12 protein-coding genes are annotated in these 14,576 nt (G+C 60.5%); 7 read left to right on the forward strand and 5 right to left on the reverse strand.

The annotated features are described in order from the left end of the window. Nucleotides 1-169: 169 nt before the first annotated feature. The gene (locus ORL50_RS21815) at nucleotides 170-1,063 is read right to left on the reverse strand and encodes a LysR family transcriptional regulator (RefSeq protein ID WP_266017936.1); all 894 of its coding nucleotides are present in this window, start codon (nucleotides 1,061-1,063) and stop codon (nucleotides 170-172) included. A gap of 120 nt (nucleotides 1,064-1,183) precedes the next feature. Here ORL50_RS21815 and ORL50_RS21820 point away from each other — a divergent pair, with 120 nt between their 5' ends. The 3 genes from ORL50_RS21820 to lldD all read left to right on the forward strand — a co-directional run bounded on the left by ORL50_RS21820 (nucleotide 1,184) and on the right by lldD (nucleotide 5,813). Next, nucleotides 1,184-2,830, forward strand: coding sequence for a GMC family oxidoreductase (locus ORL50_RS21820; RefSeq protein WP_266017938.1), 1,647 nt, complete (start codon nucleotides 1,184-1,186; stop codon nucleotides 2,828-2,830). Between the two features lie 106 nt (nucleotides 2,831-2,936). After that, nucleotides 2,937-4,559, forward strand: coding sequence for an MFS transporter (locus tag ORL50_RS21825; protein WP_266017939.1), 1,623 nt, complete (start codon nucleotides 2,937-2,939; stop codon nucleotides 4,557-4,559). 93 nt (nucleotides 4,560-4,652) lie between these two features. Next, nucleotides 4,653-5,813, forward strand: coding sequence for an FMN-dependent L-lactate dehydrogenase LldD (gene lldD / locus ORL50_RS21830; protein WP_266017940.1), 1,161 nt, complete (start codon nucleotides 4,653-4,655; stop codon nucleotides 5,811-5,813). Here the strand turns inward: lldD and ORL50_RS21835 are convergent. The 4 genes from ORL50_RS21835 to ORL50_RS21850 form a co-directional block, all read right to left on the reverse strand. Next, a complete protein-coding gene (locus ORL50_RS21835) occupies nucleotides 5,785-8,259 on the reverse strand; it encodes a TonB-dependent siderophore receptor (RefSeq protein WP_266017942.1) in 2,475 nt (824 codons plus the stop codon). The two genes, lldD and ORL50_RS21835, sit on opposite strands and share 29 nt — an antisense overlap. Nucleotides 8,260-8,362: 103 nt before the next feature. Then, entirely contained in the window at nucleotides 8,363-9,307 is a 945-nt protein-coding gene (locus ORL50_RS21840; RefSeq protein WP_266017944.1) for a FecR domain-containing protein, read from the reverse strand. Beyond that, on the reverse strand, nucleotides 9,304-9,825 hold the full coding sequence (locus ORL50_RS21845) for a sigma-70 family RNA polymerase sigma factor (protein WP_266017946.1): 522 nt from the start codon (nucleotides 9,823-9,825) through the stop codon (nucleotides 9,304-9,306). Before ORL50_RS21845 ends, ORL50_RS21840 begins: the two co-directional genes overlap by 4 nt. A gap of 88 nt (nucleotides 9,826-9,913) precedes the next feature. After that, nucleotides 9,914-10,276 carry a DUF427 domain-containing protein gene (locus ORL50_RS21850; RefSeq protein ID WP_266017947.1) on the reverse strand — a complete coding sequence of 121 codons (363 nt, stop codon included), beginning with the start codon at nucleotides 10,274-10,276 and terminating at the stop codon, nucleotides 9,914-9,916. A 230-nt stretch (nucleotides 10,277-10,506) separates the two neighbouring features. Between ORL50_RS21850 and ORL50_RS21855 the strand changes: the two genes are divergently transcribed. The 4 genes from ORL50_RS21855 (at nucleotide 10,507) to ORL50_RS21870 (ending at nucleotide 14,539) form a co-directional block, all read left to right on the forward strand. Further along, nucleotides 10,507-12,456 carry a DNA topoisomerase III gene (locus tag ORL50_RS21855; protein WP_266017948.1) on the forward strand — a complete coding sequence of 650 codons (1,950 nt, stop codon included), beginning with the start codon at nucleotides 10,507-10,509 and terminating at the stop codon, nucleotides 12,454-12,456. A 77-nt stretch (nucleotides 12,457-12,533) separates the two neighbouring features. Continuing rightward, a complete protein-coding gene (locus tag ORL50_RS21860) occupies nucleotides 12,534-13,163 on the forward strand; it encodes a glutathione S-transferase family protein (protein ID WP_266017949.1) in 630 nt (209 codons plus the stop codon). A gap of 25 nt (nucleotides 13,164-13,188) precedes the next feature. Continuing rightward, on the forward strand, nucleotides 13,189-13,719 hold the full coding sequence (locus tag ORL50_RS21865; protein ID WP_266017951.1) for a GNAT family N-acetyltransferase: 531 nt from the start codon (nucleotides 13,189-13,191) through the stop codon (nucleotides 13,717-13,719). 490 nt (nucleotides 13,720-14,209) lie between these two features. Beyond that, nucleotides 14,210-14,539 carry a hypothetical protein gene (locus ORL50_RS21870; RefSeq protein WP_266017952.1) on the forward strand — a complete coding sequence of 110 codons (330 nt, stop codon included), beginning with the start codon at nucleotides 14,210-14,212 and terminating at the stop codon, nucleotides 14,537-14,539. Nucleotides 14,540-14,576: the final 37 nt, after the last annotated feature.

Below are 14,576 nucleotides of genomic sequence, written 5' to 3' on the forward strand. Positions count from 1 at the left end.
CGCCTGCTGCGCAAGCGGACGCAGCCTTCGGCAGCTGCTACAAGGTCGACGCGGTTTTTTGTAGCAGCTGGCGCAGCCTGCGTTGGGTCGCGAAGCGGCCCCAGGGTTTCCAAGTCAGAAATCCAATAGTCCTGCGGCTACAAATGCCGACGCATTTTCAGATCCCAAATCAAGGCCGGTTGCCCAGCAACAACCCCTGTTCACTCTCGCACAACGCCACCACGTGATCCCACAACACCCGCAGGCGCACCGATTTGTGCAGCTCGCGGCGGGTGCTGATCCAGTAGCTGCGCAGGATGTTTTCATCCGGCAGCAACGGCACCAGCGCCGAATCTGCACTGGCCATGTAACACGGCAGCACCGCGATCCCCAGGCCTGAACGAGCCGCCTGCTGCTGGGCAATGACGCTGGTGCTGTGGAAGACCACCTGAGGGTTGCGGCAAAAGCTGTTGAGAAACATCAGTTCCTGGCTGAACAGCAGGTCATCGACATAACCGATCCAGGCATGCCGGCCGAGATCTTCGCGGCTGCGCAACGGCGGTGCGCGGTCGAGGTAGTCCTGGCTGGCGTAGAGCGCCAGGCGGTAGTCGGTGAGCTTGCGGGTGACCAGCATGTCCGCCGCTGGCCGTTCGAGGTGGATGCTGATTTCGACCTCGCGGTTGAGGATGCTGACAAACCGGGGTACCGCCACCAGCTCCACCTCCAGCCCGGGATAACGCTCGAACAGGCTATTCATGCGGCTGGCGAGGAACATGATGCCCAGACCTTCGGTCACCCCGACGCGAATCTTGCCGAGGGGCGCGGTCGACTGGGTGATTTCTTCCTGGGCTAGCAATGCGACGTTTTCCATGGCCTCGGCGTGTTTGCGCAGCGCTTCGCCGGCGGGTGTCAGCTGGTAACCCTGGGCGTGCTGCACAAACAAGGCAGTGCCCAGGCTTTTTTCAATGGCTTCGATGTGCCGAGCAACGGTGGCGTGAGTGGTGTTCAAACGCCGCGCCGCAGTGAGCAATCGCCCGCTACGCTGGAGTTCGAGAAAAAAGCGCAAGTCATTCCAGTCGAACATTGCTCGCCCCAAGGCCGCGCTGTCTAAAAACGCACAGCGGCTGCGCAAAAATTAACATTCTTTTAACGAAAGCTAACAACTAGGATGACTGACGACAAGAACAACAATAAGAGGTCATGGATGCAGACTTCCCTTGATGAATTCGACTACATCGTGGTCGGGGCCGGTCCGGCCGGTTGTTTGCTGGCCAATCGACTCTCGGCCAACCCGCAGCAGCGGGTGTTGCTGCTGGAAGCCGGTGGCCGCGATAACTACGCGTGGATTCACATCCCGGTAGGCTACCTGTTCTGCATCGGCAACCCGCGCACCGACTGGTGCTTCAAGACCGAGGCGCAACCTGGCCTGCAAGGTCGCGCCTTGAGTTATCCGCGGGGCAAGGTGCTGGGCGGGTGCTCCTCGATCAACGGCATGATCTATATGCGTGGCCAGGCCGGCGATTACGACAGCTGGGCGGCAGAGGGCAATGCCGGCTGGAGCTGGGAAGAGGTGCTGCCGCTGTTCAAGAAGAGTGAAGACCACTTTGCCGGCGACTCGCAGTTTCATGGCGCTGCCGGTGAATGGCGAATCGAACGCCAGCGCCTGTCCTGGCCGATACTGGACGCGTTCCGCAGCGCCGCCGAACAGAGCGGAATTGCCAGCATCGATGATTTCAACCAGGGCGATAACGAAGGCTGCGGCTATTTCCAGGTCAATCAAAAGGCTGGAATCCGCTGGAATGCGGCCAAGGCATTTCTCAAGCCGGTGCGGCAAAGGCCCAATCTCACGGTGCTGACCGAGGTCGAGGTCGATCGCGTGCAACTGGACAATGGTCGCGCTTCGGCAGTCATCAGCCGTTGCCAGGGCCAACCAAGAACCTTCAAGGCGCGCCAGGAGATCATCCTGTGTGCCGGTGCTGTGGGCTCGCCGAGCATCCTGCAACGCTCGGGCATCGGCCCTCGCCCGCTCCTGCAATCACTCGGTATCGGCGTGGTCCATGAGCTGCCGGGGGTTGGCGGCAACCTGCAGGATCACCTGCAACTGCGACTGATCTACAAGCTGGAAAACGCCCGCACCCTGAACCAGATCGCCGGCAGCGTGTGGGGCAAGATGGGCATGGGCCTGCGCTACCTTTACAACCGCAGCGGACCGCTGTCGATGGCGCCGAGCCAGTTGGGCGCGTTTGCCCGGTCCGGGCCCGAGCAGACTTCGGCCAACCTCGAATATCACGTGCAGCCATTGTCGCTGGAACGCTTCGGCGAGCCGTTGCACGCCTTTCCTGCCTTCACCGCGTCGGTGTGCGACCTGCGACCGAAAAGCCGTGGCCGCGTGCAAATCCGCAGCGCCAATGCCCAGGACGCGCCGCTGATCCAGCCCAATTACCTGAGCCACCCGGAAGATTTGCGAGTGGCGGCGGACGCCATTCGCCTGACTCGCCGAATCGTCTCGGCACCCGCCCTTGGGCGCTTCAAACCGGTGGAATATCTGCCCGGGGAGAGTTTGCAGAGCGAAGCAGAACTGTATGAAGCGGCTGCGCGGATTGGCACGACGATTTTCCACCCGGTAGGCACCTGCCGCATGGGCAATGATCAGGACGCCGTGGTCGACTCGCAGCTCAAGGTGCACGGCATTCCCGGGCTGCGCATTGCCGACGCTTCGATCATGCCGAGAATTACCTCGGGCAACACCTGTTCGCCTACGCTGATGATTGCGGAAAAGGCAGCAGAGTTGATCCTCAACCCAGCCACAAGGAGTATCACCACGCCAAAGGAACTGGTAACCACCCGCTGAATCGCCCCCCGTAGGAAGCACGCGCTACATCGAAGTACCGGCACCCGCCCACAAGGCAGGCGCCGACAGTGGAACAACAAAAACAATCACTGTAAGGGATACCGATATGTCAGAACATGTTCAGCCGCTGGAGTCTGTGGGCCGCGCCGAGATCGGCCAGGACACCCGCAAGGTCATCTTCGCCTCGTCACTCGGGACGGTCTTCGAGTGGTACGATTTTTTCCTCTACGGCGCCCTCGCGGCGGTGATCAGCAAGCAGTTTTTTGCCGGGGTCAATGACACCACGGCATTCATCTTTGCCCTGATGGCCTTCGCCGCAGGCTTCATCGTGCGGCCGTTCGGCGCCCTGGTTTTCGGGCGCCTGGGGGACATGATCGGGCGCAAGTACACCTTCCTGGCGACTATCGTGCTGATGGGCGTGGCAACCTTCTGCGTCGGCCTGCTGCCCACCTACGCCAGTATCGGCATCGCGGCGCCCATCATCCTGGTGGTGCTGCGCATGCTTCAGGGCCTGGCCCTGGGTGGCGAGTACGGCGGCGCGGCAACCTACGTGGCGGAACACGCGCCGATCGGCAAGCGCGGTTTCCAGACCAGCTGGATTCAATCTACCGCGACCCTCGGCCTGCTGCTTTCGCTGCTGGTGGTGCTGGGTTGCCGCTATTTCACCGGCGACCAGTTCGAAGTCTGGGGCTGGCGGCTGCCGTTCCTGTTTTCCATCGTGCTGCTGGGCATCTCGACCTGGATTCGCTTGAGCCTGCATGAATCCCCCGCATTCGTGAAAATGAAAGAGGAAGGCAAGCTCTCCAAGGCACCGATTCGCGACTCCTTCGGTAAATGGGAAAACCTCAAGGTGGTGCTGATCGCCCTGTTCAGCATCAACGCCGGCCAAGCGGTGACCTTTTATGCTGCGCAGTTCTACGTGCTGTTCTTTCTCACCCAGTTCCTCAAGATGGACCCGGCCCTGGCCAACAGCCTGTTGATCATCAGCGTGATCATCGGCGCGCCGTTCTTCATCTTCTTTGGCTGGCTGTCGGACAAGGTCGGGCGCAAGCCGGTGCTGATGCTCGGTCTGCTGCTGGCCACAGCGCTGTACTTCCCGATCTTCAAATCCATCGCCCACTACGCCAACCCGGCCATTGACCAGGCCAGCCGTCAGGCACCCATCGTCGTGCTGGCTGACCCGGCCACCTGCACCTTCCAGTTCGACCCGGTCGGCAAGGCGAAATTCGACAGCCCTTGCGACAAGGTCAAAACCTTCCTGGTCAAACAGGGCCTGCCCTACAGCAGCGAAGCAGCTCCAGCCGGCAGCGCCGTGCAGGTCAGCGTCGGTGACGTGAAACTGGATGGCTTCGACGAAGCGGCCTTGCGCGGTGCGGTGACCCTGGCGGGTTATCCGTCGCAAGCCGATACGCAACAAGTCAACAAGAGCATGATCGTGGCACTGATGGTGGGGCTGATCATTATCTCCGCCATGTGCTACGGCCCGCTGGCCGCGCTGATGGTCGAGCTGTTCCCGACACGCATCCGCTACACTTCGATGTCCCTGCCCTACCACATCGGCAATGGCTGGTTCGGCGGTTTCCTGCCCACCGTATCCTTTGCGCTGGTGGTGTACACCGGGGATATTTTCTACGGGCTGTGGTACCCGGTGTTGATCACCGGGGTGAGTTTGGTCGTGGGGCTGATCTGTTTGCGTGAGACGAAAAACGTCGACCTGGACACCAACTGACAGCAGACCAAATAACGCCCCGCACTCGCGGGGCGTTTTGGTTAACCTGTGCACATGGGTCACTGCATTCACCAGATCGAGGCACCTGTCTTCATGATCATTTCATCTGCATCCGACTATCGCGAGGCCGCGCGCCGCAAACTCCCGCGCTTTTTGTTCGACTACATCGACGGCGGCGCCTATGCAGAGCACACGTTGCGGGCCAACAGCGCCGACCTGAGCGACATCAGCCTGCGCCAGCGGATTCTGAAAAACGTCGAAAGCCTGAGCCTGGAAACCACCCTGTTCGAGCAGAAACTTGCGATGCCGATCGTCCTGGCGCCGGTTGGCCTGACGGGGATGTTTGCCCGTCGAGGCGAAGTCCAGGCTGTCAGGGCCGCGCAAAACAAGGGCATTCCCTTGTGCCTTTCGACGGTTTCGGTGTGTTCTATCGAAGAAGTCGTGGCCCAGAGCGAGCAACCGATCTGGTTTCAGCTGTATGTGCTCAAGGATCGCGGCTTCATGAAAAACGCGCTTGAGCGGGCCAAGGCTGCCGGCGTGAAGAACCTGGTGTTCACCGTCGACATGCCGACTCCCGGCGCGCGCTATCGCGATGCCCACTCGGGGATGTCCGGCCCGTATGCTTCGACACGGCGCATGCTGCAGGCCATGACTCGGCCCGACTGGGCGTTCAACGTCGGGCTCATGGGTCGCCCCCATGACCTGGGCAATATCTCGCGCTACCTCGGCAAGGCGGTGACCCTTGAGGACTACATGGGCTGGCTGGCCAACAACTTCGACCCGTCGATCAGCTGGAGTGACCTGGAGTGGATTCGCGAGTTCTGGCAAGGGCCGATGATTATCAAGGGCATCCTCGATCCGCAGGATGCCAGGGACGCCGTCAGCTTCGGTGCCGACGGCATAGTGGTGTCAAACCACGGCGGCCGCCAGTTGGACGGTGTGCTCTCGACCGTCCGCGCGTTACCCCCCATCGTGCAGGCCGTGGGTAACGACCTGACCGTCTTGGTCGACTCGGGAATCCGCTCGGGCCTGGACGTGGTGCGCATGCTCGCACTGGGTGCCAAAGGCGTCTTGCTGGGACGCTCGATGGCCTACGCACTGGCCGCCGACGGTCAGCGCGGGGTGGAAAACATGCTGGATATCTTTGCCCGGGAGATGCGCGTGGCAATGACGCTGACCGGGGTGACGTCGATCGATCAGATCGACGAAACCACGTTGGTGCCACTTAGAAACTCGCTTTCACCGACAACATGAAATTACGCGGGTCGCCGTAGTAGTTGCCAAACGTCTCGGTGCCAATGGTTGCGTAGTAGCGCTTGTCGAACAGGTTATTGCCATTGAGCGCCACCGACCAGGTGTCATCGATGCGATAGCCGATGCGTCCGTTCCAGATCGCGTAACCGGATTGGCTGATTTTATTCCCCGAGGACGGCGACACCCGGAAGTTATCGCTCTGCGCATTCACCCCCGCGCCAAGGGAAAACCGCTCCAGAGACCCGCTCAGGGCGTAGTCGCCCCACATGCGCAACACGTGGCGCGGCACGTAACTGTTGAATGCCGCGCCATTGAGGCTGGTGTCGATGTCATCGAGCGTCTTGGTCTGGGTGTAGGTGTAGCCAGCGAGCAACTGCAGGCGTTCGATCACTTCCCCGCTGATTTCCGCCTCGAACCCCTGGGCGCGAACCTTGCCCGCGTTGACGTAGCAGTAGCCATCCGATGACGGGCAGGAGGAGTTGAAGTCGGTCTGCGCCTGGTCTTTCTGCAGGGTCCGGAACAGGTTGAACGAGCTGTTCAGGCGGCCGTCGAACCAGGCGCCCTTGATCCCCAATTCATAGCTCTGGCCCACCAGGGGCTTGAGCGCCGAACCGTCTTCGGAGCGGTAATTGCCCTGCGGGGTGAAGATATCCGAGTAACTGGCGTAGGCCGTGAGGTTCTCGTTGAGGTCCAGCAACACTCCGGCGAATGGCGTGACCTGGCCGGTCTCGGTGGTACTGGAGTGCTCGGAGGTGCCCGAATTGATAAACACCGAATCGGTGTCCGAGTCGTACCAGCTCACCCGTCCGCCCACGACCAGCGTCAGGGGGTCGGCCAGCTTCAGGCGCAGGGTCGAGTACAGGCCCTGCTGTTTAGTCACGGAATTGACTGGGCCTCCGCGGGAAGAATTATCGATGAAGTAACTGTCATCCGGTTCCGGGATATGTTTATCGGGATTAAACACATTCTGCCGCTGGGGTAGGAAGGCCACGCTGTAGAAGTCATCCTTTTTCGCACGACTGGCGTTGAAGCCCGCCACCAGTTCATGTTGCTGGCCGAACGCGGCGAACTTGCCATCGACGTAGGCATCGAGACCGTAGTCGACCTGGTCATAGTCATACAGGCTGCCCAGCATGCCGGTGGTACCAACACCCGGGGTGACCGCGCCGGAAGCGAAGGCGTATTTGATGTCCTGGGTGTTTTTTGTGTAGACGCTGGCGACCTTCAGCGCCCAGTCCTCGTTGATCTGGTGTTTCACATCAGCGAACACCGTGGTGCGCTGGCTGCGCCAAGTATTCCAGGACGGGTCGAGGCAGGTGGAGCGCCCGAGTTTCAAGTCACTGCCGTCGCGGTAACGCGGCAGGCCACCCCAGCATGGATTGGCGTCGACATCTTCGTAGGCCACGCCCAGGCCGAGGGTCGTGTCGGCGCTCAAATCGAAGTCCAGCGCGCCGTAGTAGACCTGGTCCTTGCGACTGGCGTCGTCGACCGAGTAGTGCCGGCTCTGCTCAGCCACCACCGCCCGCCCCCGCAGAGTGCCCGCTTCGTTCAACGGCCCGCCAGTGTCGACCTGGCCGCGATAATTGTCCCAGCTGCCACCGGACAGCGTGATGTCTGTGTGTGCTGCGCCGGTCCCGCGCTTACGCACGAAATTGACGCCGCCCGCCGTGCCACCCGAACCCTTCATCATCCCCGCAGCGCCGCGCAGAATTTCGACCCGATCGTAATAGGCCATGTCCCCGCTGAAACTGTCGGCCTGCACGTACAGATTGCCCATGTCCAGCGGCACACCGTCGTACTGATACTGGCCCGACATGCGAAAGCCGCGGGAGTAGAAATACTTGCCGCCCATGGTCGAGTCATAGACGGTGATGCCCGGGGTCTTTTCCATCACCTGGTCGATGGTGTTGAGGTTCTGGTCATCGAGCATTTTTCGGGTCATTACCGTGACCGATTGCGGCGTTTCCTTGAGCGAGTGTTCGCCCTTGCCGATAGTCACCGCGCCCGTGGTGTAAGAGCCGCTGTCTTCGGTGGTTGCCCCGAGCAACTGGCCATTGATGTTGGTGGCACCCAGCTCAAGTGCAGAACCGGCTGGCGGTGCAACTCGCAGTACGTAGGTGCCGTTGCCCTGGGGTTCAGCCTGCAGGCCGCTGCCGTGGAGGATTCGCGCAAAGCCTTCACTGGTGCCGAACGCGCCCTTGATGCCCGGTGAGCTCAAGCCCTCGGTCTGGCGGGCATCGAAGGAGATGGCGGCGCCTGCGGCACTGGCAAAACGGCTGAGCACTTCAGTCAGGCTGCCGGCGGCGATGTCAAAGGTTTGCACCGCGCTTTGCTGCTGTGCCGGCGCGGCTATGACGGCGGCTGGCCAGGCGCCGATAGTAGTTGCTGCGAGCAAGCCGATTTTTACCGCTGTTGCCAGACGACCTGGCGCGTACACCCGAGACATATTTCCCATCCCCAGAACCCATCAATAAAAGATCACTGAGGGATGAGCCGAACGATGCAGGCGAAAAGTGCAATGAATTGAGAATTTTTTTTGCTGCAGTTTTTTACCGCGAAACTGTCACCCAGTACCGGCTGTACCTGTTGACGCGCAAGGCAAATCCACTCTCCAGCGCAGCCAATGCCAGGTCCGTGTTATCCACTGGGAATGCCCCTGACACTTTTAGATCGGCGATTTTAGAATCACAGCGCAACACCCCCGGGCGATACCGCGAAAGGTCTTCGAGCAAATCCGCCAACGGGCGATCGATGGCGATGATGCTGCCCTGTTGCCAGGCACCTACCGAGGCATCGTTGCGGCGAATCTGGCCCAGCGCTGAGGTCGTGAAATTGATCCGCTGGCCCGCCTCCAGGCGCACCGTCGAAGCGCTGTTGTACGCACTGACTTCAACCGCTTTTTCCAGCACAGCGACCTCCCCGCCTGCGGCCTCGGACCTGACGTTGAACCGTGTGCCCAGCGCCAGGACTTCGCCGTGTTCGGTGACGACTTTGAGAGGACGCCGGGAAGGATCGACAGCCGTCGTCACCATGACTTCGCCGCGCAGCAATTCCAGCCTGCGCTGCCGACCGTCGAAGCGGATGTTCACCGAAGTATCGGTATTGAGCAGCAACGAACTGCCATCGGCCAGCCGCAACTCACGGCGCTCGCCTACCGCAGTGCGCACGTCGGCAAACAGCGTTTGCGTGGTTTCACTGCGCCAACCCAGCCAGCCCAGCGAGCCGGCCGACGCCAACACCAGCACACTGCGCAGGACCTGTCGCCGCGATCGCTCGGCTGCGCGCAGGGCCGGCGACGCCAGGGCGCCCGGGACGCTGGTCATGTGCTCGCCTACGGCGGTAATCCGTTGCCAGGCCAAATGGTGGGCCGGATCAGCGTTCAACCAGGCGCGCCACCCCGCTCGCTCGGCGTCAGTGGCGACGCCCGACTGGAGCCTGGCGTACCAGCGCGCAGCTGCGCTGATCGCCTTCAACTCTTCTGCAGAAAGGCTCATGCCAGCTGCAACTGAAGCTGCATCAGGCAGCAGTGCTCCATGGCCTTGGCCATGTAATTGTTCACCGTTCGTGTGCTGATACCCAGGCGTTCGGCGATTTGCGGGTAGGTCAAGCCGTCGAACTGAGACAGTATGAACGTCTGTTTGACCTTCGAGCCCAGGCCCTGCAACAGCCGATCGATCTCCAGCAATGCCTGCAACAGTATCGCCTGCTCCTCCAGCGACGGTTGCTGCGCTTGCGGCATGGCCGCCAGTGCTTCCAGATAGGACTGTTCCAGCGAGCGCCTGCGGAACAGGTCCACCAACAGGCCTTTGGCGATCATCGAGAGGTAGGGGCGCGGCTCGCGGATCTCCAGCGCATTGCGCGCCTTGATGACCCGCACGAACGTGTCTTGCGCCAGGTCCGCCGCATCGAACGTATTGCCCAGCCGCTTGCGCAACCAGCTGTTCAGCCAGCCATGGTGTTCGCAATACAGCTCATTGACGGCACTGCGCAGGGACAATTCGTGGGTGGACATGACAATGGAATTATTCGCGACTGATAATGACTCGCATTGTCATGTTTGCAACAGGTAGTTGGCAATAGCCATCACCCCGCAACTGTCATCAAACTTCGGCCTCCAGCAACTCGAACTTCACCTGATCCGGATAAAACGCGACGTAGTTCTTGATCTGTTCGACAGAAACCTTGGGATTCTCATAGCTCCACACCGCGTTCGCGCCTTCATGCCCGGGAATCTGCAGGCTGAAATAGCTCGCATCACCCTTGTACGGGCAGTAACTGGTGTGGTCGGTGCGGGCGAAGTATTTCTCGTCGATGTCTTCGCGCGGGATGTAATACACCGGCGGGTAATTGGCCTCCAGCAACACCAGTGCGCGTGCGGACGCCGCAACCTGGATTCCGTGAAACTTCACCAGCAGGCAGCCCGGTTGCTCTGCAATGGTAATGACAGCAGGGGGAGTTGACATGAAGTGTTCCTCTTCGAAGACGCATCATCTGCTATCAGGTATAACCCAAGATACGCGTGCGCGAGTAGTTCACAGCCGAACGGACCATGCAGGCGGATCGGCCTGGGGGCAGTGCACCATGGCAATCACTGGAAACGCACTACCTGTACATCCATACAGATAATGGTTGATCCATTGTCCGGCAACCGCCATTCTGTGCACCTCCCGTACACTGAACAACGATGGTGGTCATGCGGCTGTACCTCTGTGAAAAACCTTCCCAGGCCAAGGATATTGCGGCCGTGCTCGGCGCCCGGCGTCGCGGTGACGGCTGCTGGCTGGGAACCGACGTCACGGTGACCTGGTGCATCGGTCACCTGCTGGAGACCGCGCCACCGGATGCCTACGACGCGCGCTACAAGCGCTGGGTGCTGGCAGACCTGCCGATCATCCCGGACAAATGGAAAATGACCGTCAAACCGCGCACCGCCAGCCAGTACAAGGCAGTCAAACGGTTGCTGGGCGAGGCCGATGAGCTGGTGATCGCCACGGACGCCGACCGCGAGGGCGAGATGATCGCCCGGGAGCTGGTCGAGCATTGTCGTTATCGCGGGCCGATCCGGCGCCTCTGGTTATCGGCGCTGGACGACGCGTCAATTCGCAAGGCACTGGCGGCACTCAAGCCGGGCGCCGAGACCTTCAGCCTGTATCACTCCGCCCTGGGCCGCTCCCGGGCCGACTGGCTGATCGGCATGAACATGAGTCGGTTGTTCACCCTGCTGGGGCGGCAGTCCGGTTATCAAGGGGTATTGCCGGTCGGTCGGGTGCAAACGCCGACCTTGCGCCTGGTGGTGGACCGAGATCGCAGCATCGCCGACTTTGTCCCGGTGGCCTATTGGGCCATCGACGTGCAACTGCTGCACGACGGCACCACCTTTACCGCGCATTGGCGCGCAGCCTCCGAGGTCTGCGACGACCAGGACCGCTGCCTGAACCCGCAGCTGGCTCGACAGGCTGCAGCAGCCATCGGCAATGCGGCCAGCGCACGGGTAGTGAAAGTGCGCACGGAACGATTGCGCGAAGTAGCGCCCCTGCCCTTTGACCTGGGCACTTTGCAGGAAGTCTGCTCGAAGAAACTCGGGCTGGGAGCCCAGGAAACCCTCGACATCGCCCAGGCGCTCTACGAAACCCACAAAGTCATCACCTATCCGCGCAGTGACTGCGGTTACCTGCCCGTCAGCCAGCACAGCGAGGCCCCCGGGATCCTGGCTGCGCTGAGGCAGGCCGATCCCAGCCTGAATGCCTTGAATGATTTCCTTGAGCCGCATCGACGCTCCCGGGCCTGGAACGATGCCAAGGTCAGTGCTCACCACGGGATCATTCCCACGGCGGCAGCCAAAAACCTTGAGCGCCTGGTTGGCAAGCAACGTGCGGTGTACACCCTGATTCGGGCGCGTTACCTGGCGCAGTTCCTGCCCAACCACGAGTACGACCGCACCCAGGCCGACTTTGATTGCGCCGGCGAAGCGTTACGCGCAGTGGGCAAGCAAATCGTCGAACCTGGCTGGAAACGCGCCTTGCCCGAGGCCCTCGCGCCTGCCAAGGGCCGAGAAGCACCGGCTCCGCAGACCCTGCCGATACTGGCCGAAGGTCGTGACTGCCAGGTTGCTGACGTCAAGCTCAAGGACCTCTGGACCCAACCACCAAAACCTTTCACCGAGGGCGACCTGATCAAGGCGATGAAAAACGTCGCCAAGCTGGTGGAAGATCCGCTGCTCAAGCAAAAACTCAAGGACACCACCGGCATCGGTACCGAAGCGACTCGCGCTTCGATCATTCAAGGGCTGCTCGACCGTGGTTACCTGATCAAGCACGGCAAGGCGCTGGCCGCGACGCCAGCGGCGTTCAGCCTGATCGACGCCGTGCCCCGGGCCATCGCCGATCCAGGCACCACGGCCATCTGGGAACAGGCCCTGGACATGGTGCAGAGCGGCGAGATGAGCCTTGAAGAGTTCGTCACCAAACAGGCTGCGTGGATGAGCAAACAGGTGGCTCGCTGTGCCGGGCTGAGCCTGACCATCAGCGGGCCTGCAAGCCCCGCCGGGCGCGGCGCCACTCCATGGAAAAAGCAACGCAAACCGACCAAGCGCAAGCCCGCGAGCGGCACCCGGCGCACAGCCAAACCAGCCGGCAAAGCATGAGGGCACTTCGCACCGCCCCTGGTGGTCTAGTGTTGTTCAAGCCCGGCGCCAGCCCTCCCCTTTAAAAGGCCTCGAATATGATTATCGTCCATCACCTGAACAACTCTCGCTCGCAGCGGATCCTCTGGCTGTTGGAAGAGTTGGCCATCCCGTATGAGCTCAAACGCTACCAGCGCGACCCGAAGACCAACCTGGCACCGCCGGAGTTGAAGGCTGTAAATGCCTTGGGGAAATCCCCGGTCATCGAAGATGGTCAACAGACGCTGATCGAATCAGCGGCAATCATCGACTACCTGATCCGCCGCCATGGTCAGGGTCGCCTGCAACCTGATCCTGCAACCGCCGCCTATGATCAATACGTACAGTGGCTACATTTCGCCGAAGGCTCGGCGATGCTGCCGCTGATGCTCAACCTGTACGTCGGTCGCCTGGGTGAGGCCGGCGCTCCATTACAGCCGCGGATCAACTCGGAAGTGGCCAACTATCTGGGTTACCTCGACTCGGCGCTAAGCCAGTCTGACTACCTGCTGGGCAACGAATTCAGCGCTGCGGATATCCAGATGAGCTTTATCGGCGAGATCGCCAGGGCGCAGGGCAAACTTGCTCAGTACCCGCATGTGGCGGCCTGGGTCGAACGCTTCCAGAAACGCCCGGCCTATGCCGCAGCACTCAAGACCGGTGGACAATACGATTTCGCGCCCCACTGATTGAACCTGTCGGGAGCCACGCGCAATGTCCTTGATAGAACTGCATGTCGCCCGGCGCGACGATCTGGACACCATTGAAAACCTGATGCAGTTCTACCTGTACGATTTCAGTGAATGGCTCCCGCTGAAGCTCGCGGAACACGGTTTCTTCAGTATCCAGACGCAACTGGACTACTGGAGGAAGCCGGCAACCAAGCCTTTTCTGATCACGGTCGACAACGAACTGGCCGGTTTTGTGACCGTCGACGACCAGACCCACCTCAGTGGCGCTCAGTTCAACCTGGGTTATCTGTTTGTCAGTCGACGCTTTCGTGGCCAAGGCGTCGCGAAGTTTGTCGTCTCTGCCCTATTGAGTCGCAACCCGGGGCAATGGCAAATTTTCCATATCGACGCCAACCAGCCTGCACGACGGTTCTGGGCCGGACTCATACCGCTTCTTACCAGCGACTTGTACAGCGTGCACCAGCGTCCAATCGACGGCTACCCATGCACGCTTTACCGCTTTGAAACCCCGTTACAGCCCGCCGCACCTGGGCACACCGCCTCTCCCTGCTAATTCCAATCGGCTTTGTCCGACAATATGTAGTGACTGAAAATAATCACTACATAACCATTGACGCCTCCGGTTTGCCCTTGCATGATGCAGACATCTCCCCGATCGGGAGTACAGCAACATGTTTAAGCAAGCTCGTCTGACCGCCGAGCTGTTATTCCCGGATACACGCTGCCCACAAGGCAGATTGAAGAAGGTGACCTGGCCCGAACGTCCAGTACAAGGACGAGAAGCGCTGGCGATCAATCCTCATGAAGCTTGTGGCCGACCCTGAAAAGTCGGCAGTGGCCTCCAGGTTTTCGCTGCTTCTCTTCGTTGTGACGCTATTGCGTAGCAGTTATTCAACACGACTACATGCAACAGACGCGGGACCTCGCCATTCGGCGAATGAACGCTGACGTCCTGGTTTCGGTGCCAGGGATCAACTAACCGATGGGCTACCTGTATTAGCGAACCAACTTTGAAAGATCACCAAATGGTCAAGGGGCAAATTATGAATCTGAACAATCAACCAACTATCGAAGAACTGGCTCGCATGTTCGCTGCGCAAAAAGACAGCCACGACAGCCATATTCTGTGGATCAGCAAGTCGGGCCAGGTGCATATCGACTGCCTGGCAACCCACGCCGACGAGTCGGAGTTCGACAAGAACAACCAGAACCTGCTTGCCCGACTGAAAATGTACCGTCGCGGCCAGGGCTACGTCGGCAAGAAAGCCGCCGCCGATAAAGACTTCATCGGCAATGTTCTGCAAACGCTGAAACAGGCGTGGGCTTCGATGCAAAATCAGAATGAAGTTCGGGTGATTGACCGGTTCTACTGACACCTCACACCCCTAAAACAAAAAGGGCCTGCTCTCG

The organism is Pseudomonas sp. RIT-562, from assembly GCF_026241895.1.
Lineage (GTDB): Bacteria > Pseudomonadota > Gammaproteobacteria > Pseudomonadales > Pseudomonadaceae > Aquipseudomonas > Aquipseudomonas mandelii_F.